The sequence below is a fragment of the Leptospira wolffii serovar Khorat str. Khorat-H2 genome (assembly GCF_000306115.2).
GTDB classification, from domain to species: Bacteria; Spirochaetota; Leptospiria; order Leptospirales; family Leptospiraceae; genus Leptospira_B; species Leptospira_B wolffii.
Map to the genome: position 1 here is coordinate 851497 of NZ_AKWX02000020.1, position 21343 is coordinate 872839.

Consider the following 21343-nt stretch of genomic DNA (forward strand, 5'->3'; position numbering starts at 1 on the left):
TTATATGAATTAATGGAATCGGACGCTTACAATAACTTACTTTCCGAGAAACCTTTTTCAGAATTGGACCTTCGTATAGGACGAATCGTAGGATTCGAAGTATCGTCGGAGAAGGACGAAAAGGCCTATCGTCTCTTATTGGATTTCGGAGACCAGATAGGAATACGAAAATCCTGCGAACCTCTCTATGCGCTCGGCAAAGAGCAGGACTTATTGGGCAAGCAAGGACTTTGCGTGATGGATTATCCTTCCGCTCATGTCGCCAGGATGCGTGCCCAGGCTCTCTTTCTGGGATTTATGGAAGAAGAGACCGAATTCTCCAAGGCGGATGCGATCAGTTTCGTAGAATTGGCCTGCTAATTCCTTCCACACAAGGGTTTCGAATTCCAAGAATCCCTTGTAGTCTTACCTTTCCTTCTTGACCCGGGAATTCTCTCCTATATATTCTCCGACGATTCGCGTTTAAATCGATCGAGGAATCCTATGCCTTATAAACCTACAGAACCGAGTATGAACCTGAGTAAGTTCGCAGTGAAGTTCGCTAAGGATTCCTCTTTAGGAGTGCTTACCGGCATACGTTCCGCGTTGGTCGGTTCCTTCGAATGGACCGCAAAAAGCTTATCCGAAATTTCGGAAATACCTTCGGTAAAGGGAACGGGCCTGGGAGACTTCTTAAAAGAAACCGGGGATTCGCTTCGAGATGCGGGTGATAAGACGGACCAAGGAATGTCTAAAGCGGTAGAGGCGACTGCAAAAGCGATGCATACCGCCTTACTCGCGTTAGACGATGCGGATTCTGTCGTTAAAAAGAAACTCTTCGAGAATATTCCGATATCTAGTATCGTCGGAGAATCCTTTGCGGGGTTAGTAACTACTTCCGAAATCCAGGCCTCGTTTCGATTGAACGGTAAGGACGTTTCTCACGAAGACGTCCTTACCGACTGGAAGAGTTCCGGACTTGCAAAGATCATGATTTGCGTTCCAGGTCTATTCTGCGACGAAAGTCTATGGACTAAAAACGGAGAAACGCCTCTCTCCGATATAATGAGGAACATCGGATATTATCCTGTATTCTTAAGATTCAATCCTGGTGCACATATCTCTGATAACGGTTCTCGTTTATTAAGATTACTGCATGCGTTCTTGAATCTGCCGGAGCTTTCCGGCGAGCAGGTCGATATCGTTTCCTATAGCCAGGGCGGCTTGGTATTCAGGAGCGCTCTGTACCAGGCGAGACAGGGAGAATTCGATCTATCTTCCAGAATTAGAAAAGCCATGTTTATCAGTTCTCCCGACGGAGGATCCTATATCGAAAAAGCGGGTTTCTGGCTAGGGTTGGGTGCGGAAGTCATGCCGGTATTTCCGCTCCAGGTGATCGGATTCATAGGCAATCAAAGAAGCGACGCCATGAAGGATCTTTCTCACGGAATCATTCGAGAAGAGGATTGGAAGAATGGCTCGCATCTATCCCGTTATGCAAAGGATCTTTACTTCGGAGAATTGGACGCTATGGACGCGTATCAGGCATACAGTCTGATCGCGGAAGAAGAAGGGGACTGGTCTTCCTGGATCGGCGACGGGATCGTGGAAAAACCCAGCTTAACCTTATTAAGCGAGATCGTATATAGAAAGAAAAAAGATCCGGAAAAGAGGGTCCGTCTTTTAACCGGAATGTCTCATTATCAGATCATTCCTTCCCCCGAGCTTAGGGATTATTTTCTGGAAGTCTTCGGCTCCTAATCCACCCAATCCTTTTTTTTAAATTCTTGGTAACCGAGTTCCAATGCGGATCGGATTTGGGAGAATAAGATCGGATCCTTCTTTTTGATATGAAAGCAGCTCTTTCCTTTTAGGCAACCTAGAAGTTCCGGCTGGAAGATCCGTTTCATTTCCGGTTCCGCATATACCGGCATGAAATAAAAACCGACATATCCTTTTTGAACGAGTGCGCTTGCAAAATAGACTTCCGGCTTTTTCTTGCCGTTCACGAAGATTTCCTTCTCGCTTACTAGATTGATTTGTCCTCCGGCTTCTCCTCGGATGCGGATGCTTCCCTTTGCATAAGACAGAAGTAGTCTTTTGATCTCCTCGAAAATTGGAACTAGTTCGGGTTGCCCGGGAGATTTGTCGGTATACTTGATGGCCTTCGGTTCCTTACCCTTGGAGGCGGCTTTGCGCGGGGTCGTTTTCTTTCTAGGAGTGGGCATGCAATTTCATCCTTTTCGAAGGAATTTCAAGAAGGAGTAGAGAATCGATAGCAGAAATTTTCCGAACCCAGAAAAGCGAGTCGCTACTCGCCGAAAGATTCCCGATCGTATCCATTTTATAACAAACCATTTGGGATCAAATGAATCCAAAGAGTATATTATTTTATTTTAATATTTTGAATAGAATAAAGCGAACTCCGTTTGTTTAAAAGGGTAATAATTTCGATCTATAAATATAACGCACGATATAAATAAAAAATTCCGCAAATAAGCCGAATATAAGAAGAAGTTCGTTCCTAGTTAAGGGCTACAGAATAAGATGCGCATAGTTAAAAAATAAAGGTGAATATGATGAAGAGAAAATTAAGTATCCTTTCCTTCTTGCTGGCTTGCTTTGCCGCAACCAACGTTTACGCAAGTAGGGGGGCGGTCGTGGAAAGCCCGATCGATATATTCGAAAAATCTTCGGAAGCCAAATCGTTGGGCGTTCAAAGACAGGTTCAGGTAGCGGCAAATTTGCCCGCTCATAAAGCCTTGTTTTACGGAACCCATAACTCTTATAATAGTAAGGCTTATGCCGGTCCTTTCTTTTCCTATGCGTTTCCGAACCAACAATACTCCATCGGAGATCAATTACGCCTGGGAGCGCGGTTTATCGAGCTGGATATCCATTACACGCTGGGAGCGAACTTTAAGAACGAGTTCCTACTTTGCCACGGTCAATCCAACGATTTAGGTTGTAACGTATTCGATCGTCCTGCGGGCAAAGGATTAGCTGAGATCCAGAATTGGATTTCCCAGCCTCAGAATAGAAACGAAGTCCTTATCCTATACACCGAGGATTATCTGGACGGAAGAGCGGACGAGTTTCTAGGAATCGTAAGAAGCTATCTGGATCCGTATCTTTACAGATATACCGGATCTTGTGGAGATATTCCTAACGCGGCCAATATGCCTAAGTTAAAGGATATGGTGGCTTCTAATCGCAGGATCCTACTCATGAGCAACGGATGTTACGACGGAGCTTGGAACCAATTCTATAAGAGAACATTCTTCGGAAGCAATACCATTAGTCCAAAGGACTTCAAAGGTTATCCGGATTGTAACTGGAGCAGAGGCGTTTACGATTCCACTCAAACTAGAGTGTTCAACGATAGCACCAATTACTTCGGAATTTACGACGGAGTGAAAGAAAGCGGAACCTTCACGAACGACAATATCTCTCAAATGCTGTCCTGCGGAATCAGCGTATTCGGAATCGATCAATTCGATCCGGATTTTGCGAAACAAGGTCTTTGGTCTTGGAATAACTCCGAGCCGAACGACGCCGGAGGAAACGAAGATTGCCTCCAGATCGTAGGTAACGGACGTTGGAACGATAATAGCTGCTCTAAGAGCTATCGTTACGCTTGTAAAGACGGCTCCGGAAATTGGGCGATCACCGACGCAAGCGGAAACTGGGCAAACGGAAAGAGCGCGTGCTCTGCTAAGGGTTGGAACTTCTCCGCACCCGTAACGCCTTATGAGAATAAAAAACTCCAAGAGACGAAAAACGCGAAGGGCGTATCCGAAGTCTGGGCTAACCTGACCGACCAATATGCGGAAGGTTATTGGGAGAGCGGACGATAAGATTCCCTTAATATATACCTATACCGCTTTTACAAAAGCGGAGATCGGAAAAGCGAAGGGCCGGATTCGGTTCTTCGCTTTTTTATTTATCTTTTCTATAACTTGCCATATCCGGCACACCCCGTCCGAGGGGAAAGGGAAATATTCCCCCCGAACTGGACCGTTCCCGACATCCTTCAGGGAGGGTCGAAAACTCGAGTAATCTCTCCCGGTGGTCTTTTTCTGCCGGATTCACGAAACGACTTCATTACCGGGCAGAATTTTATCGTCGACGGGCGGCATGACTAAGAAGATGATTTACGAGGAATAGCCCGCAGAGGTTCGTACCGAACGGCGCCGCCAACGGGGAAATTTTCGGATTTATGATACAATCGTTTATTAAGGTTTTATTTGCCGAAGACAATGAGAGTTCTGCGGAGCTCTTGATTCATTTCTTGGAAAGATATAATTTCGAAGTGGACCATGTAGTGGATGGAATGGCCGCCGAGCTCAAGCTGAGAAAAATAAAATACGATTTCATTATCCTCGATAACCTAATGCCGGTTCTTTCCGGGATTCGTCTTGTAAATAAGATTCCCGATCTGAATAAGAATACTCCGGTAGTCCTTCTCACCGCAAGTAACGAAAAGGAAGACGTAATAAGCGCCGCCCATAGTAAGCAATTGGTGGGCTATATATTAAAGCCTTTCGATTCGGACAAACTTTTGCAAAAAATAATGTCTTCACTTAAATTGAAGCCAGAGTCTCTTTTTGACAAAAAGAATTTTCCTTTCTCTATTGAAAGAGTCCAGAGGGTTTCCTACGGAGTGGGAGTAAAGCTGAACGGTTGTCCATTCCAGAAAAATGCCGAAAAAATCGCCCAAGAAATCGCCTTTATACTGAAAGAATTACCGGAACCCAGAAAATTCTTCATCGAGGTCGGTGAGGAATTCTACTATACCAAAAAGGCGAACGAGATCCTTTCCTCCCTTCTAACCCGTCTAGCCTCCAAGTACGAGATTAAGGAAGAGGATATATTGGTCCTAAGCCCCTAAATTTTTTGGAACCGGTTTTTTAGGTCTCGGTCCCAGGTGCATACAGAGGAGAGACAAAATGTTTCGCAAAATCTCAAAATTTACCGCAATCTTGTTGGTGCTAGGAACCGCAACCGTTCTAACCCAAGGTTGTCATCATAAGTGGATGTCGCCTGAGAAAAGGGCGAATTATATCGTCAAAAAACTTAAGTCCGAACTGGACCTAACGGAAACTCAAGCGGCTACCCTGGACAAGATCAAAGCCGATGTCCTGGAAAAGCGCAAAGAGCTGAAAATGGTGGGACCTTTCCTTCCTAAGGAAGCTGTAGAAGAACTTCGCGCAGATAAATTCAACGCCGAAAAGTTGAATAAACTGGGAGAGGAAAGAGAGAAGAAAATGGCGGCTTTCCGCGTATTCTTCACTAAGAAGGCGGGAGAATTCCACGCCGTACTTACCCCCGAACAAAGAGGTAAGCTCGCGGATCTAATCTTAAAGTTCCAAAGTAAATTCGATAGGGACGAGGATTAATTTCCGCGATTCTCGGAGGAAAAATGGGAGAGGAAGAATTTTCCCGCTTCGTAGAAGAAACCAGGGAGATCGTCTTAGCGGCGATCTCCCGCTACTTGTACGAACGCTTTGCATATGCAATCGACGATGTCGCACAGGAAACCTACCTTCGCGCATATAAGGCATTACAAAAGGGTCAATTTCGGGGAGATTCGAAATTGACCACTTGGTTGTACACGATCGCTCGAAACGAATCCATTCGTATGAACGAAAATCTCGGTAGAGAAGAAACCAAGGCGGAGAAGGCGGGAAAACGTTCCCGTGAAGAACGACCGCTGGTTCTAGAAGCCGAAGCGGAGGAAGCCGCCGAACTTCCGAGTTGGGAAAAGGCCAAGGGTTGGATTTCCAAATTGCCCGAAGCTTACCAAAGTGTGATCCAATACTACCTTTCCGGATATTCGGAAAAGGAGATAGCGGAGGCTTTGGGAGTTCCCGCAGGAACCGTTAAGTCAAGAGCGGCTCGTGGAAAAGAGATGTTGAGACGAATGCATCATTCTGAGCGAAGAGAAGGAGGCGATGTATGGGCAAATCAGTGAACCAAAGCCTAAGCATGAAAGAAGAAATCGGATTGAGAAAATCGGATCCGAATTGGTCCAAGAATATCGCATCTTGCGTCGTTCGTCGCCATAAAGAGGAATCCGAAACCAAGGGAAAGGTCATTTCCTTCCCGATGAGAAACGTATTAGCGGCCGCTGCCGTTCTCCTCGTAAGCGTTTCCATCGGATGGTTTGCAATTACCAATGTGCTTCCCCAGGAAGACGAGGTAATGCATGGGATTTCCTTCCTATTCGAAGGGGATTCTTATCTCTCCAGTTTGGAAGAATAGTTCTTTCTCCCGCCTCCTTTCGGGGGCGGGTCTTCGGAATTAGAATTCCGCAAAAAATCCAAAAAAAATCACGCAAGGTTCCATTCTGCTGAACCGGTAACTCCAAACCCCTTTGGAGGAACAAAGATGAAAAATATCTCAGTAACCGTGTTGGACGGTTATCTAACCAACGATCCCGAGCTCAAGAAGACCCAGACAGGCAAGTCCGTTGCGAAATTCACTCTGGCGGTGAACCACCAGTTCAAAAGACAAGAGGGCGAAGAAGGAGAGGTTTCTTACCTGGACATAGAAGTATGGGAAAGAAACGCGGAGAACTGCACCGAGTTTTTGAGAAAAGGGAAGAAGGTTACGGTCGTGGGTCAGCTACGCCAGGATAGATGGAAAAACCAAGAAGGCCAATCCAGGTCCAAAGTGAAAGTCGTGGCGGACGAGGTCCGATTCGATAGCTTCGGAGAGCGTAAGGAGAGGGAGGCCGCCTAAAATTTCCGTGGGTGGAGTCCGAGAGGATCGAATTCTCGGATTCCACCTTTCTTGACAGCCACGGACTCAGTCCAAGGTAATGTAGGAATAATATGCTTACCATTATCTGGGCAAACGCCCAGCCGGGAAAAATCTCCAGATTAGAAAGAATGAGCCCCGAGGCCTGGGAGGAACGCAGTAAAACTCTCCCTTCTTCTGCGAGAATCCAAATCGATTGCGACCAGGATACGATACTCGTCTTGGATCCTAGTTTTTCTCCCTTAACCTTGGAAGAATGGAACGAGGATCGGGAATTGAAATTTGTGAACGGTTTAATTCCCGTGGTTACCGTGGACCCGAAAGGATTCTTTTTGATGCAAGCCTTCTCGAATGAGGAAACCGTACGATTGACCGCTAAGGAATCCATGGGGATCTATTTCAGTCGTTCCCGGAATTCGATTTGGAGAAAGGGAGACACTTCCGGTCATATCCAAAAATTGCACAGGATTTTAGTATCTCCTTCCGGAGATTTTCTGATCTATGAAGTGGAGCAGGAAGGTGCTGCCTGCCATGAGGGCTATTACTCCTGCTTTTTCAGAGAAGCGGGAAATCGGGGAGATTGGAAGATTCTAGACATTCCTTTTTTAGGAAAGTAAAAGGATTCTTGATCTAAGAGTGAAATCCGACGGGTCTTTTCCGAAAAAGCTTCCCTTAAAATCGGGGCCCGATATAGCGTAAAAAAGAATTTTGTCCGATAGAAGAATAGGAACCGGAGTCGTTATGATTTTTAAAAATAAACTCGTTTTAAGGTTGGGGGCGGTCTTAGGCGTCCTGGCCGTTTTAGGGGTTTTAGCCTTCTTTGTCGTGGACGAGATCAAGGGCGGAGCGGTGGGCTCCGGCCAGGTAAAAGTGGATATCACCGTCGAGCCGGGAGATTCTCCCGCGGAAGTGACCGAAGCGCTCTCTAAGAGCGGCCTTCTGAAATCCTCCACATATTTTCTTTTTCTAATCAAGGCGACCCGATCCGCCGGAAAGATCAAAGCGGGACTCTACGAAATCAACGACGGCATGGACGCCCGTAAGATTCTTCAAGTGATTACGGAAGGGAAGGTGAAACTGATCACCTTCACCGTTCCGGAAGGTTATAATAACCGCCAGATCGGAGATCTACTGGTTAAGAAAAATTTAATTAAGACCCGTGCCGATTTTCTGAATGCGGCCTCCCGCACCGAATTACTCCGAGAGTTCAAGATTCCGGCCAATAATGCGGAAGGTTATCTTTTCCCGGAAACGTACAGCGTTCCTGTGAATTTTCCCGTGGATAAGATCGCAAGAATGATGATCAAAAGATTCTTCGCAAAGATCGAAAAGATTCCCAACGCTAAGGAATTGGATCCGAAAAAATTGCATGAGATCGTGGTTCTCGCATCGGTAGTGGAGAGGGAGGCCAAGAAAAACGAGGAAAGACCTCTTATGGCAGGAGTCTTTTTGAATCGTTTGAAGCAGGACATTCCTCTCGAATCTTGCGCGACGATTCAGTATTTATTCGATAAGCCTCATCCTAGGATTTTCGAAAAGGATCTCAAGATCGTTTCTCCGTACAATACGTATATGAATAAGGGGTATCCGCCGGGACCTATTTCCAATCCGGGGCAACCGGCGCTGGAGGCAGCATTGATGCCGACTCAAACGGATTATCTTTTCTTCCTATTGAAGCCGGACGGATTCCATTACTTCTCTAAGAGTTTTAAGGAACACGCCGAAGCTAAGAAAAAATACATAGACGTCCTTTACGAGTGAGGAGAGAAGAATGAATTCTCCAGTAGACGAAATCGCTTCCGTTACGGAACAATTGAGTCAGGTCCAAAAGGCTCTCGATCTTTTTAAGGAAAAGCAACAGCGCAGGGAGTCGGTAAGCGAAGCTGCGGTGGAATTCGTGGAGAAGGCGGTTCTGGTTCTGGATCGGGCAGAAAGAAAGGAAATCGTTCTCACGGAAGACCAAAAGAGAAGGATCCGGAGCAATCTATTGAAGATCCGGGCCTCTCTCATTAAGAACCAAGAAGGCTAATTCTTCTTTCTATCCGATCTTGGATTTGCGGAGTATTCTTCTAGTTACAATCCATTTTTGCCTTCTGTCGCATTGCTATAGGATAAACTCCCATCCAAAAACTTACATGACAGGCCGAAACGACCCCAGGTTATAGTCTTTTGAGAGCCCGACTCTAGGGTTTGGCTCTTGCAGCCCGGTTCCGAACGCTTCCTTTCGACGAACTTCGGGGCGGACATAGCAATAATTCGTAAAAAATCGGCAGGATAAAAAGATGATCGCAACGAAAGCGCCTACGGATTCCACGTCGGCAAAACAGGCCTTAAGCAAGTCTGCAGGGGTAATCGAGCAAGTCACCAAGGCTCTGGCGGCAAAGACTAGTTCCAACGGAAAAGTTTCCGTTTCCAAAATGGACCAGAATCAATTGGTTCAATACCAAATCGCATGGCTTACATCCGAGCAGAGAATCGCGGAAAACTTTATCGACTATGCTTGGAACGAATCTTTTGGAACGGGTGAGTTGGAAAGAACCATGGCCTACGCTTTTGCTGCGGAAGTCGTTTCTCATGTCCGTTCCGAATTCAGTGCTCGCTCCGGCGAATACGGAATCTCCACACAAGATCTGGTGTCCAAATTATTCGACGAGGCTACGAACCAATTCATCGAGACTGCTGGAGCCATCGAAAATTATAATCATATCGCGGATCTAATCGTTTCTCTCGGTCATTTCGGAGCATACGGACTCAGCGAGGATCACGAGATGTTCCGCCAAACCTTCAAGCAATTCGCGGAAGAAGTCGTCGCTCCTAAAGCAGAGCATGTGCACCGTCACGACGATATCGTACCCGAGGAAATCATCCAAGGTCTCAGAGACATGGGTTGCTTCGGTCTTTGTATTCCGGAAAGTTACGGCGGGCTCCAGCCTAACGATAAGCCCGACAATATCTCCATGCTTGTCGTAACCGAGGAATTATCCAGAGGATCTTTGGGAATCGCAGGATCTCTTATCACACGTCCTGAGATTCTTTCCAAAGCATTGCTAAAAGGCGGAACCGACGCTCAAAAAGAGAAATGGTTACCTTTGATCGCTTCCGGAGAGAAGATGGGTGGAATCATGGTGACCGAGCCGAATTACGGATCGGACGTCGCAGGAGTTTCCGTAACCGCTAAAAAAGTGGACGGAGGTTGGCTCATCAACGGAGTTAAGACCTGGTGTACTTTTGCAGGTTACGCAAATCTTCTTTTGATTCTTACCAGAACCGAATCCGATCCTGAATTAAAGCACAAAGGACTTTCTATTCTCCTCGCTGAGAAGCCCAGCTTTAACGGTCACGAATTCGATTATAAGCAGGACGGCGGCGGTCGTATCAGTGGAAAAGCGATCGGAACCATCGGATATCGCGGTATGCACTCTTTCGAAGTTTCCTTCGAAGATTATTTCGTTCCCGAAGAAAACCTGATCGGTGGCGAGGCAGGAAGAGGAAAAGGATTCTATTTCCAAATGGAAGGTTTTGCAGGAGGAAGGATCCAAACTGCGGCTCGTGCGAACGGAGTCATGCAGGCTGCGTTGGAAGCGGGCCTTCGTTATGCTCAAGAAAGACAGGTCTTCCAAAAGCCTATCTTCGATTATAATCTGACCAAATACAAAATCGCACGTATGGCGATGATCGTTCAGGCTTCCCGCCAATATACGAACACGGTAGCCAAACTTCTGGATAATCACCAAGGCCAGATGGAAGCTACTCTGATCAAATTCTACGCTTCTAAGGTTGCGGAATGGGTAAGCCGTGAAGCTATGCAAATCCACGGTGGTATGGGATACGCGGAAGAATATGCGGTCTCCCGTTACTTCGTGGACGCAAGGGTATTCTCTATCTTCGAAGGAGCCGAGGAAGTAATGGCTCTTAGAGTGATTGCAAAATCCTTAATGGACCAATACGCAGGTTAATCCTTTTCGTATTTGCCATAAAGTATGGGAAACGGGGTCCGATTCGGGCTCCGTTTTTTTATGTACGAAGCCGAAATGTCTAAATATTGCGATAATGGAAGAATTTTTTGCGCTCCATAGTCTTGACAGATAAAAATATATATTTTAGTATATATATATGAATCGTGCTAAGATATTCAAAAACGGAGATAGCCAAGCCGTTCGGCTTCCCAAAGAATACAGATTTAAAGGAAAAGAAATCTATATTCGTAAGGAAGGGATAAACGTGATTTTAACCCCGGTCGAGGACGCCTTAGACGGACTCTGGAATACTTTGAGCGAATTCTCCGAAGATTTTAAAATGGGGAGAGACCAGCCGACCGAATATGACGGGCGCGATTCCATATGAGCAAGTATCTGCTGGATACGAACGTCTGTATCTATATCATAAACCAAAGGCCTGAATCCGTTTATAAAAAGTTTAAGAAAATAGAATTAGAAAATATTTATATATCCTCTATCACCGAATTCGAACTATATTTCGGAGTCCAAAAGAGTATTCAAAGAGAAAGGAACAAAAAGGTTCTATCGGATTTTATAGGCTATTTGAATGTATTGCCTTACGATAGCGACTCGGCGGAAATCGCCGCGAAAATTCGCTTCGATTTGGAAAAATCGGGTAAACCTATTGGGCCATTCGATCTTTTGATTGCTTCGCAAGCAGTCTCTAAGGGGTATACTCTGATAACTAATAACGAAAGAGAATTCAAACGAATCAAAGAACTAAAGCTAGATAATTGGATTTAACTGGCTAATTGGTCCAGCATGGAGAGCAAATTAGTATGATCCGTTTCCAAATATTCCAGAGTTCTTTCGACGGTATCGTCTAAGAAATAATTCGGATTGCGGTAATTCTCCAAAAAGGCTCGGACCTGTTCCTTCTTTTCTTCGGGAAGTCGGTTTTCCAGAACGATTTGCGCTAGTGCATAAACTCCGAACGCAGATTTAAAAGAGTCCGGTAGCGCTGCTATATTCAGAATTTCCTCTACATCTACTTCTGCGAATACCGGAATTAAATCACTGATAAGTTCTAAGGCTCCGATCGGAATAGTACGGTCCAAAGATTTCACATAATTTACGAGGAGCCGATAGGATTGGGAATCGCCGATTCTGGATAGAATGTGAAAGATCCCAGAGAGCAATTTTTTATGAAATCCCCAGGAAAGTCTTCCTGAGTCCGCTTCTCGTATGGCTTGGTAGAGAAAACTCCAAACCAATTTGTCTCCCGAGCTTGCTCTTTCCGCTAATTGATCCAGCCAGGAATCGAAACTAGGATGATCCGAGTCCTTTCTCAAAAAATCCAATAGTTCGCCGGGGGAAGAAAATGCAGGAAGAGCGGAAGCTTTTTTCGACATGGAGACACGATACTTGCTTTTCGGGCCTGTTTCCAGCCTTTTTCTGGAGCGTGAATTTTTCCTTTCCCTACTCCAGGAATAGTCGGTGGAATCGCGAATTATCCGTGCTCTACTTGACTCACGTCGCGGACGGCTCCGGTATGTGCCGAAGTCGTCATGGCGGCATAGGCCCTTAGAGCGGGCGAAACGGTTCTTTTGCGGGATTTGGGTTTCCAGGCCTCTTTGCCTTTGGCATCCATTGCATCTCTGCGATTTGCAAGTTCCGCATCCGTGATTTTCAGATGGATGGATCTATCGGGTATATCGATTTCTATGATGTCCCCTTCTTCTACCAGACCGATGGCTCCACCGGCTGCCGCTTCCGGAGAAACATGTCCGATGGAAAGTCCCGAAGTTCCGCCGGAGAATCTTCCGTCGGTAAGAAGAGCGCAGGCTTTTCCGAGCCCTTTGGATTTCAGATAGGAAGTCGGATACAGCATTTCCTGCATTCCGGGGCCGCCTTTGGGTCCTTCGTAACGGATGACTACGATGTCTCCTTCGACAATTTCGTTGCCTAGGATTTTAGCCACCGCTTCTTCTTGGCTTTCCATGACTCTGGCTCTTCCGGTGAATTTCCAAATGGATTCGTCCACCCCTGCCGTTTTTACGATACAACCTTCGGGTGCGATATTTCCGTATAGTACTGCGAGCCCGCCGTCTTGCGTATAAGCGTGCTCCACATCCCGGATGCAACCGTTAGTCCTGTCCAGATCCAATTCGGGCCAACGTCTTTCTTGCGAGAAGGCTTCGGTGGTAGGAATTCCTCCGGGGGCTGCGGAGAATAATGCGAACGCCTTTGAGCCCGTTTTTTGACGCACGATATCCCATTCTTCTAAAGCTTTTCCTAATGTACTTGAATGAACCGTGGGAACGTCTCTGTGAATCAGCCCGACTCTATCGAGTTCCGCTAGGATTCCGACCACTCCTCCCGCTCTATGCACGTCTTCCATATGGTACTTTTGAGTTGCAGGAGCGACTTTACAAATACAAGGAACTCTTCTGGATATCAAATCGATATCGTGCATCTTGAAATTGATTCCCGCTTCGTTCGCGGCCGCGAGAATATGAAGAACCGTATTCGTGGACCCTCCCATCGCGACATCCAAGCTCATCGCATTTTGGAAGGCCTCATAAGTGGCGATATTGCGCGGTAATACGGATTCGTCTTCCTGCTCGTAGTATCTTTTCGCTAGATCCACGACTAGTTTTCCGGCATTCAAGAAGAGTTGTCTTCTGTCGGCGTGAGTAGCGAGAGTGGATCCGTTACCCGGAAGAGAAAGCCCTAAAGCTTCCGTGAGGCAATTCATGGAATTCGCAGTGAACATACCGGAGCAGGAACCGCAAGTAGGACAAGCGGAGCGCTCTAAGGTTGCGACTTCCTCGTCGGAGACGTTAGGGTTCGCCGCTTCTATCATTGCGTCGATCAAATCCAATTTGCGTTCGTCTCCATGCCAATTGACTTTTCCGGCTTCCATCGGACCTCCGGAAACGAAGACTGTAGGAATATTCAAGCGGAGAGCGGCCATGAGCATTCCAGGAGTGATTTTATCGCAGTTAGAAATACAGAGTAACGCATCCGCGGTATGAGCGTTTACCATGTATTCCACCGAATCCGCAATTAGGTCCCTGCTAGGGAGAGAATATAACATTCCGCTATGTCCCATAGCGATCCCGTCGTCCACAGCGATGGTGTTGAATTCTTTGGCGACCCCTCCGGCTTTTTCGATCTCTCGAGCCACCATCTGGCCGAGATCTTTTAAGTGTACGTGTCCGGGAACGAATTGGGTAAATGAGTTCGCTATCGCGATGATGGGTTTACCAAAATCGCCGTCTTTCATACCGGTGGCTCGCCAAAGGGCTCTTGCTCCGGCCATATTTCTTCCGTGAGTCGAAGTGCGGGATCTATACTTGGGCATAATGAATGCTCCCTGGTACATTCTTAGACGTCGAGTTTTTTACTCTGTCAGTATAGAAGTTTGATCGACCAATCTCCACTCATAAATTGGGGATCTTTCCAATCCCAAGAACGTTCTTTTTCGTTTCCGACTTGATTCCAATACATGGGTCCGGGATCCACAGATGCTCGGATATGGATGATCGCGCTAAAAATGCATGCGATGACCCATGCGTTTCGGAGAAGCCTATCCTTCCATCCCCGGTCCGAAAGAGAAAGAAATCCTTGGATGGAAAACCAAAGGAAAAAGGGACTTAGTTCCGCCAATAGCCTAGGCCCGATAGAATGGCCTCCCCACCAAGTATGAAAACTCGCAATTACAAAGATATGCGTGATGATACAGTAGAGAAAAAGAATAGAGAGATTTTTTTCCCGATCTTGGCGAATTCGCAGTATTCCCAAGATTCCGAATAGAAAAAAGGGGGACCAAACGAAGATTCCCCTTCCTGGACTAAAGAGAATTCCTGCGAGTCCTTCCCCGAATCCGGAGAATTGGAAGATCTTTCGTATATGAGAATTGAAGTAAGAAGGGGTAAAGGTTCCGAAAAGAGTTAGATTATAAAGTATGTAAAGTCCTAAGGAGAATATCGCCGGAAGGATTACCCAAACGATTCCTTTTCGTAAGAGGAAAATCAAATATAGAAAAATGGGTCCGCTTACCACCACAGTGCTGGGTCGGACCCAAACCGAGAATCCCAATAAGAAACCTAGGAGAATGAGTTCATATTTTTTGAATGTATTTTTAGTAAGGAAAAATATAAAAACGCAGTTCAGTAGTAGACTTGCGCTTTGTTGCCACATTGCGCGACTTCCTGAGGAAAGAGCGGGGGTTGCGAATGAAAAAAGTAATGCCGCTAAGATTGCAGCCGAGTCTCCGAATTTTCTTCGAAATCCGAAAAAGATCAATAGTGCCGAGATTGCCATCCAACTGGATGCCACTAATTTACTCGCTTCGGAAGAATGACGAATTACCTCCTTAGTTCCGTTGATTTGGAGAAGTAGAAAAACTTGCGGCAAAGCGAGAAATGCTCCCCCTACCGGAAAATAATCGTAAGAATGCTCGCCTACCTTCAGGGTCATTTCAGGAAAGAATTGTCGGGTCTCGGGAAGCTGCATGTATTCGTCAAGATTCGTATTTCCTTCTCGAACGATACTGACTGCGGTAGGTAAAGCCCAGTTCGCATCGGCCTTAGGCATGACCGGAAATATTATGTGCGAGAAGAAAACGATGCAAAATAAAAGAAAACCCGTTCGTTTATGGTTTTCAAAAATGGAATTAAGGATCACAAAAGCTCGCTCTCAATTTTAGAAATCGTATTCGGTTCTAAGTAAAATCCGATTTTGATCCTTCTCGTCAAGAAATCTATATTGTAGGCCTTGCTGAAAAACGGGACGGATCCAGAAGAAAGGAATCGAATTTTAAAAGAATACGATTTTGAAATCATCCTACTTCGAGGCACGATACTTGCAAATCTCTAAGAGAATGGAACAGAAAGAAGAATTTAACAAGACTTTGGGCCCGTGGCTACTTTGGGGCCTAGGAGTGGGATACGTAATCTCAGGCATGTATTTCGGCTGGAATTTAGGACTTCCTGTGGGAGGAACTCTAGGGTTAGGACTTGCCACGATAGTAATCATTCTGCTGTATGTTTGCTTCTCTTTTAGTTACACCGAACTGGCCTGTATGATCCCGAAAGCGGGCGGTGCGTTCGATTACGGAAAAGAGGCCTTGGGAAATAAGTGGGCCTATCTCGTAGGAACGGCTCAGTTGATCGAATTCTTATTCGCACCTCCCGCTATTGCAGCCGCCATAGGAGCGTATTTTTCTCTTTTCATTCCGGCTTTGGATCCCTTATGGATCGCGATCTTTGCCTATTGCATCTTTACGATCTTGAATATTCTCGGAGTCAAATCCGCCGCCACTTTCGAGTTAGCGATCACCGTACTAGCCGTTTTCGAATTATTACTTTTTGCCGGATTGACTTTGCCTCATTTTTCTTGGGAAAAATTCTCCCACAATCCTTTACCTCAAGGATGGGTTGGAGCTTTGGGAGCTCTTCCCTTTGCGGTCTGGTTCTTTCTTGCTATCGAAGGAGTCGCGAATGTGGCGGAAGAAACTAGGAACCCTCAGAGAAATATTCTGATCGGATTCGGCTCTGCGCTGATCACGTTGGTTCTTCTTTGCGGGCTCGTATTTTTCTCTGCGATAGGAGTAGGCGGCTGGGAAATGATCGTATACCCGTCCGTTGGAGCTCCTGCATCGGACTATCCGCTCCCTCTTGCATTACGTAAGATTTACGGGGAAAGCGGTTGGGCATTTCATCTTTTGATTACGATAGGACTCTTTGGCTTGGTCGCTTCCTTTCATGGAATCATTCTCGCAGGCGGACGGGCGACCTTTGAATTCGGAAGAGCAGGATTCCTTCCTGAAATTTTGGGAAGAATCCAACCTAAGTTTAAAACACCGGCCAACGCGCTTTTCGCAAATACGATCTTCGGAATCGGGGCGCTTCTTACCGGGAAAACCGGAGAATTAATCACTCTATCCGCATTGGGAGCCTTGGTTTTGTATTTTTGTTCGATGATCAGCTTCTTTGTATTAAGGGTGCGAGAACCGGACCGGGAGCGTCCTTTTTCGACTCCGGGAGGTTTTTGGATGCCTTCCATAGCGATGATTTTATCCGCAATCGTGCTTGTCGTTACGGCTTGGCAGCATCCCCGAATGTTTCTCGTTTTTCTGCTGCTGATTTCGAGCGGACTTCTTTGGGCAAGGAAGATCTTCTTTTCTCGGTAAAGCCCGCTTTTCCAATCGATCGATTCGACAAAATTCTTGATCGGTTCGCTTTGGAACATATATTAAGGATGAGTTCGGGACTATCCCCGGGTTTGGTAGTGTCGGTTGGCATGATTACATTAGGAATATATAATGGGATATAGGACGATTCTTGGATCCAAAACTTATACGTTTTCGGATTTGAAAACATTGATGGCTAAGGCAAGTCCCTTGCGTTCCGGGGATGAGCTAGCTGGAATCGCAGCTTCCACGCAGGAGGAGAGAATCGCGGCCCAGATGGCACTTGCCGATTTACCGTTACGAGAATTCCTAAAGATAGAACTCGTTCCTGCGGAAACGGACGAGGTGAGTCGTTTGATTTTCGATTCGCATGAGGAAGAGAGTTTTTCCTCTATTTCCTCTCAAACCGTGGGGGAATTTAGGGATTTTCTTCTAAATGAAAACACGGACACTTCCGTGATCAATAGCATTCGAGACGGTATTACTCCCGAAATGGCTGCCGCTGTCTCCAAACTCATGTCCAACCAAGACCTTGTCTTAGTCGCAAAAAAGTCCCCTATAATATCCAAATTTCGTAATACGATCGGATTGCCTGGAAGACTTTCCACTCGGCTTCAACCGAATCATCCTACGGATGATCCGAAAGGAATCGCAGCTAGTATCTTGGACGGTTTGTATTTGGGAAGCGGGGACGCCGTGATAGGAATTAATCCGGCGACCGATAATGTTCCTACGGTAATTGCGCTTTTGGAGATGTTGGATTCGATCATTCAAAAGTATTCTATTCCCACTCAATCCTGCATTCTGAGTCATGTGACTACTTCGATAAAGGTAATGGAACAGGGCGCCCCGTTGGATCTGGTATTCCAATCCATAGGAGGCACCGAGGCATTAAATAGGAGTTTCGGTGTGGATCTATCCGTCTTAGCAGAATCCAGGCAGATGGCCTTGGAGCTCGGTAGAGGGACGGTAGGAAATAATGTTATGTATTTCGAAACCGGTCAGGGGAGCGCGCTTTCCGCGGGGGCTCACCACGGAGTGGATCAGCAGACTCTGGAAGCTCGGGCGTATGCGGTCGCAAAGAAGTTCGATCCTCTTCTTGTGAACACCGTCGTCGGTTTTATAGGACCGGAATATCTATATAATGGAAAACAAATATTGAGGGCCGGGTTGGAGGATCATTTCTGCGGTAAGCTATTGGGGCTTCCTATGGGAGTGGATATCTGCTATACCAATCATGCGGACGCGGACCAGGATGATATGGACGTTCTTTTAACGTTGCTTGGGGCCGCAGGCTGTAATTATATCATGGGAGTTCCGGGAGCCGACGATGTGATGCTTTCTTATCAGAGTACTTCTTTTCACGACGCATTGTATCTTAGGCAATTATTCGGCCTCAGGCCTTCTCCGGAATTCGAAGAATGGTTACTTTCAAAAGGAATCTTCAGCGAGGCTCGAGGGTTCTTACCGAACGAAGGAAAATCCTCTTTCCTATTGGAAGGTATCTTAGGAGAAAATTTTCGATGAAGTCCTGGGATTCTTGGAAGAAGTCGACTGCGGCTCGAATCGGTTTGGACCGATCCGGCGGTTCCGTATCCACCAAGGAAATACTCCGATTTCGTTTGGATCATGCGAGGGCAAGGGACGCGGTATTATTGGAGCCGAATTATGAAAGCTTAATGGTCGGATTGAACATATTTGCGGATAAGTCGAGCGACGGACCGATTCTTCTGGAAAGTTTGGCGAGAAATCGGGAAGAATATTTGCTTCGCCCCGATTTGGGTCGTCGCCTTTCCGGGCCTTCCCTAACGAAGCTCCGTTCTTATGCGAAAGAATTCGATTTGGCCTTGGTTGCGGTAGACGGTTTGTCCGCCAAGGCTCTCGACTCCAATCTATTGCCTTTTTTAGAAGTTCTTTTTCCTGCTCTGATCGGCGCGGGTTTGAAGTTGTCTCCTCCCATATTGGTAAAATTGGGAAGGGTCGCGATCGGAGATGAAATCGGAGAAATTCTAAAAAGCAAGGCTACAGTTCTACTTATAGGGGAGAGGCCGGGGCTCACTTCGGCGGATAGTTTGGGGATGTATCTGACCTTCGACCCAAGGCTGGGAAAGACAGACGAGTCCCGTAATTGCATTTCGAATATCAGGCCGGATGGGATGGATTTTAAAAGTGCGACGGAGAAGATCTTGTATCTGGTGAAAGAGTCTTTGCACAGAAAAATTTCCGGTGTTGATTTGAAAGACGAGATGCAGCCGTCCTTTTTGGAGAATCGAGTCGAAAAGAGGATAGAATGATATTGAACCCGTATTCTTCCCGTTCATTTTATAGCAAACAAACGGATGCCTAGCAGGAAACGAAAAGCCTGTTTCAAAAAAAGGATCTTTCCTTATTATTTTACTAAAATGGAGTTGAATCTTCTCTATAAATTTATTACTTTAGGAACATATAAAAAGCGTCCTTAGGGAAATGCGAAAACTGGAGATAGAATATGTACAAGTCCAATATAGAATTCATCATCAATTCTACGAACAAGGACGAGCCGATTTATGGGATCCTGGCTTTAGTCGGGGATACTTTGGAATCTATGAAAGCCGATGTCGCCTCTCATCGGATTGATGAGGAGCAGAGGAGAGCTTTTCGTTCCGCGATGAAGGATATGGTTTCCGGTTTGATTAAGTTGGATGGCCTTGTGGATCAGATTACTTCGAAGGTAAGATGAACTAAAATATTAGTATCAATTGCAATCATTCCCATCTCCAAAAAGAAAATCGTCGATTTCTTTCATACGATGGAAGTCGAAACCTTTTTGGAGTCCGTTGCCGCCCACGGATCGGTCTTTGAGTTTAAAAGTAGAATATTGCGTTTTTCGAAATTGCTTAGGATCACGTGGAACAGTTTGGGGCTTATCCGGAATTGCTATTTCCGTTTTCTTAATCTTTTCCTAAGAAAAGTCGGATGCCTTTAGCAATGGTTTGGAGTGTCCTTGCCATCAAACCTTCCAACTTGGTTTGTAAAAACAGTTCCATAATCAATTTTCGAAGCGCTAAATCGAAGGGAAGATTGAATTCGTTCCAATCCACTCCGAAGCGGAACGGATAAGTCTCCGAATCCGTTTCTTCTTCCGGATTGGTATGAACGAGTGTTCCTTCGAAATCGGTATGGTAGTCGTCGATATGGCGAAACTCTACGGTTAAATGCACTTGTTTCTTGAATAAGGGAAGGGGTATAATCTCTAATCCGGCTAATTCTCCCCAAGTGATTCCAGTAAGAGTCAAATAGCCTCTGTCTCCGGACTTCAAGGTTCCGGTGCGAAGTAAACCTTCTCTTCCTAAGCGACAGGAACCTAAACGACTTCTGAAAAGAATTTCCAAAGGGGATCCTGCGTCCAGAACGGACTGCTCCAGTCGAATATCACGTATTTGGATATTAAATACCGGAGTTAAGGTTCGATCTTCGATGTCTATGCTCGAATGCCCTACCTTATCCAATCGGAATTGGATTCTTCCTCGTTTGGGAAGAAACTCGATTTTCTTTCTAGATTCCACCCGATTGGTATAATCCATATGAAAGGACCGAATATTTACGTTTTTAAATATTAATCTTCCTTTGAATAGTTTAGAAAAAGAGATCCGAAAGTGGATGAAATTTCCTCTCGCGTGGACGATATCCGTTCCCAATTCTCCCGGAAAATGTAGGATGAAATGCTTGGTCCATACCCAGAGTCCGGGCAGAAGTATTCCGGGGGTAAGCCATCTGAATTTGAATAATCGGTAGGAAAATACGTTAACGATCAGTTGGATTGCAGGCCCGGAGAGTAAAAGCTGCAGGCCCAAATAGGCTATAAAGAAGAATACGATGAAAGAAGGCATGATTGGCCCGACGACCGAAGAGGTTTATTCCTCGGCGTCGGTATACTTATTATCTATATTCTTTTTATCCATCGGGGAGATATCCAATTCTCCCGCTAGGTCGTTCAAAAATTCCTTCTCTTTGTCCGTAAACCTTCCGTCGCTAGTGACGATACACACCGCGTCTTCGTAAAAGTTTACCGCAAGAACCGGATTACCTTCCGCAAAGTCGCTGATCATTTTGATGGGTAAGGGAGATTCGAAGACTTCGGAAAGTTCCTCGATGATTTCGGCCTTCCGATCTTGGTGGTGATCGAAGATGCAATCCGTATCGAACATGGCTTTTACCATTTGTCCGACCAAATTCCCTTCTTTCCGATGAAAAACACCGTCTGCATGACAAGAATAAGACCAAAGGCTTACGAGAACTTTGGCGTAGTTCATCTTGAGTTGGAAAATCTCGGTCTCCCTATCCAAACTCTTTTGGAACTTTTCGTAGAATTCGTGCCCAGGCAAAACCTTACTCGCCAAGGATGAAACCCTTTCCATTTTCTATGCCTTCCTTTCGTTCTCGTTCCGATTTTTCCGTTGTATTTTAACCCGACCTATCGTTTTGC

24 protein-coding genes are annotated in these 21343 nt (G+C 45.9%); 18 read left to right on the top strand and 6 right to left on the bottom strand.

Annotated elements, in window-relative coordinates; translation table 11 throughout:
- Nucleotides 1–12 precede the first annotated feature (12 nt).
- Nucleotides 13–360: a hypothetical protein gene (locus LEP1GSC061_RS17185; RefSeq protein WP_016546681.1), complete on the top strand. Its 348-nt coding sequence runs from the start codon at nt 13–15 to the stop codon at nt 358–360.
- Between the two features lie 123 nt (nt 361–483).
- On the top strand, nt 484–1740 hold the full coding sequence (locus LEP1GSC061_RS17190) for an esterase/lipase family protein (RefSeq protein WP_016546196.1): 1257 nt from the start codon (nt 484–486) through the stop codon (nt 1738–1740).
- Here the strand turns inward: LEP1GSC061_RS17190 and LEP1GSC061_RS17195 are convergent.
- Nucleotides 1737–2207 (bottom strand): DUF1801 domain-containing protein, encoded by a 471-nt coding sequence (locus LEP1GSC061_RS17195; RefSeq protein ID WP_016546107.1) that lies wholly within the window; start codon nt 2205–2207, stop codon nt 1737–1739. The genes LEP1GSC061_RS17190 and LEP1GSC061_RS17195 overlap by 4 nt on opposite strands.
- Before the next feature lie 351 nt (nt 2208–2558).
- On the opposite strand from LEP1GSC061_RS17195, the gene LEP1GSC061_RS17200 reads away from it, so the two are divergent.
- The 12 genes from LEP1GSC061_RS17200 (at nt 2559) to vapC (ending at nt 11483) form a co-directional block, all read left to right on the top strand.
- On the top strand, nt 2559–3836 hold the full coding sequence (locus tag LEP1GSC061_RS17200) for a lectin-like protein (protein WP_016546408.1): 1278 nt from the start codon (nt 2559–2561) through the stop codon (nt 3834–3836).
- 362 nt (nt 3837–4198) lie between these two features.
- On the top strand, nt 4199–4870 hold the full coding sequence (locus LEP1GSC061_RS17210) for a response regulator (RefSeq protein WP_016546299.1): 672 nt from the start codon (nt 4199–4201) through the stop codon (nt 4868–4870).
- Nucleotides 4871–4928: 58 nt separating this feature from the next.
- Nucleotides 4929–5378, top strand: a complete 450-nt coding sequence (locus LEP1GSC061_RS17215) for a Spy/CpxP family protein refolding chaperone (RefSeq protein ID WP_040509079.1) — start codon at nt 4929–4931, stop codon at nt 5376–5378.
- Between the two features lie 23 nt (nt 5379–5401).
- Nucleotides 5402–5953, top strand: a complete 552-nt coding sequence (locus tag LEP1GSC061_RS17220; RefSeq protein WP_016546644.1) for an RNA polymerase sigma factor — start codon at nt 5402–5404, stop codon at nt 5951–5953.
- The gene (locus LEP1GSC061_RS17225; RefSeq protein WP_016546792.1) at nt 5938–6243 is read left to right on the top strand and encodes a hypothetical protein; all 306 of its coding nucleotides are present in this window, start codon (nt 5938–5940) and stop codon (nt 6241–6243) included. Before LEP1GSC061_RS17220 ends, LEP1GSC061_RS17225 begins: the two co-directional genes overlap by 16 nt.
- Before the next feature lie 126 nt (nt 6244–6369).
- Nucleotides 6370–6723 (top strand): single-stranded DNA-binding protein, encoded by a 354-nt coding sequence (locus LEP1GSC061_RS17230; RefSeq protein WP_016546709.1) that lies wholly within the window; start codon nt 6370–6372, stop codon nt 6721–6723.
- A 92-nt stretch (nt 6724–6815) separates the two neighbouring features.
- The gene (locus LEP1GSC061_RS17235) at nt 6816–7358 is read left to right on the top strand and encodes a phosphoribosyl-AMP cyclohydrolase (protein WP_016546103.1); all 543 of its coding nucleotides are present in this window, start codon (nt 6816–6818) and stop codon (nt 7356–7358) included.
- A 124-nt stretch (nt 7359–7482) separates the two neighbouring features.
- Nucleotides 7483–8502 (top strand): endolytic transglycosylase MltG, encoded by a 1020-nt coding sequence (gene mltG / locus LEP1GSC061_RS17240; RefSeq protein WP_016546337.1) that lies wholly within the window; start codon nt 7483–7485, stop codon nt 8500–8502.
- 10 nt (nt 8503–8512) lie between these two features.
- Nucleotides 8513–8770: an SPFH domain-containing protein gene (locus LEP1GSC061_RS17245; RefSeq protein WP_016546776.1), complete on the top strand. Its 258-nt coding sequence runs from the start codon at nt 8513–8515 to the stop codon at nt 8768–8770.
- 253 nt (nt 8771–9023) lie between these two features.
- Complete coding sequence (locus LEP1GSC061_RS17250; RefSeq protein ID WP_016546888.1) at nt 9024–10697, top strand: acyl-CoA dehydrogenase family protein; 1674 nt, start codon at nt 9024–9026, stop codon at nt 10695–10697.
- 157 nt (nt 10698–10854) lie between these two features.
- Entirely contained in the window at nt 10855–11085 is a 231-nt protein-coding gene (locus LEP1GSC061_RS17255; protein WP_016546495.1) for an antitoxin, read from the top strand.
- Nucleotides 11082–11483, top strand: a complete 402-nt coding sequence (vapC, locus tag LEP1GSC061_RS17260; RefSeq protein WP_016546155.1) for a type II toxin-antitoxin system tRNA(fMet)-specific endonuclease VapC — start codon at nt 11082–11084, stop codon at nt 11481–11483. The genes LEP1GSC061_RS17255 and vapC overlap by 4 nt, the downstream gene beginning before the upstream one ends.
- Here the strand turns inward: vapC and LEP1GSC061_RS17265 are convergent.
- The 3 genes from LEP1GSC061_RS17265 to LEP1GSC061_RS17275 all read right to left on the bottom strand — a co-directional run bounded on the left by LEP1GSC061_RS17265 (nt 11480) and on the right by LEP1GSC061_RS17275 (nt 15281).
- Nucleotides 11480–12091 carry a hypothetical protein gene (locus tag LEP1GSC061_RS17265; protein ID WP_016546468.1) on the bottom strand — a complete coding sequence of 204 codons (612 nt, stop codon included), beginning with the start codon at nt 12089–12091 and terminating at the stop codon, nt 11480–11482. The genes vapC and LEP1GSC061_RS17265 overlap by 4 nt on opposite strands.
- A gap of 98 nt (nt 12092–12189) precedes the next feature.
- Entirely contained in the window at nt 12190–14046 is a 1857-nt protein-coding gene (ilvD, locus tag LEP1GSC061_RS17270) for a dihydroxy-acid dehydratase (RefSeq protein ID WP_016546031.1), read from the bottom strand.
- Between the two features lie 47 nt (nt 14047–14093).
- A complete protein-coding gene (locus tag LEP1GSC061_RS17275; protein ID WP_016546853.1) occupies nt 14094–15281 on the bottom strand; it encodes a glycosyltransferase family 39 protein in 1188 nt (395 codons plus the stop codon).
- 286 nt (nt 15282–15567) lie between these two features.
- On the opposite strand from LEP1GSC061_RS17275, the gene eat reads away from it, so the two are divergent.
- From eat to LEP1GSC061_RS17295, 4 genes are all read left to right on the top strand, one after another.
- Entirely contained in the window at nt 15568–16878 is a 1311-nt protein-coding gene (gene eat / locus LEP1GSC061_RS17280) for an ethanolamine permease (protein WP_040509083.1), read from the top strand.
- Nucleotides 16879–17010: 132 nt separating this feature from the next.
- Entirely contained in the window at nt 17011–18405 is a 1395-nt protein-coding gene (locus LEP1GSC061_RS17285) for an ethanolamine ammonia-lyase subunit EutB (protein WP_016546387.1), read from the top strand.
- A complete protein-coding gene (gene eutC, locus LEP1GSC061_RS17290) occupies nt 18402–19172 on the top strand; it encodes an ethanolamine ammonia-lyase subunit EutC (protein ID WP_016546538.1) in 771 nt (256 codons plus the stop codon). The genes LEP1GSC061_RS17285 and eutC overlap by 4 nt, the downstream gene beginning before the upstream one ends.
- Before the next feature lie 194 nt (nt 19173–19366).
- The gene (locus LEP1GSC061_RS17295; protein WP_016546331.1) at nt 19367–19597 is read left to right on the top strand and encodes a hypothetical protein; all 231 of its coding nucleotides are present in this window, start codon (nt 19367–19369) and stop codon (nt 19595–19597) included.
- Nucleotides 19598–19808: 211 nt separating this feature from the next.
- On the opposite strand, the gene LEP1GSC061_RS17300 is transcribed toward LEP1GSC061_RS17295, so the two are convergent.
- Nucleotides 19809–20747, bottom strand: a complete 939-nt coding sequence (locus LEP1GSC061_RS17300; RefSeq protein ID WP_016546837.1) for a hypothetical protein — start codon at nt 20745–20747, stop codon at nt 19809–19811.
- Between the two features lie 24 nt (nt 20748–20771).
- The gene (locus LEP1GSC061_RS17305) at nt 20772–21275 is read right to left on the bottom strand and encodes a tellurite resistance TerB family protein (RefSeq protein ID WP_016545982.1); all 504 of its coding nucleotides are present in this window, start codon (nt 21273–21275) and stop codon (nt 20772–20774) included.
- Between the last annotated feature and the right edge of the window lie 68 nt (nt 21276–21343).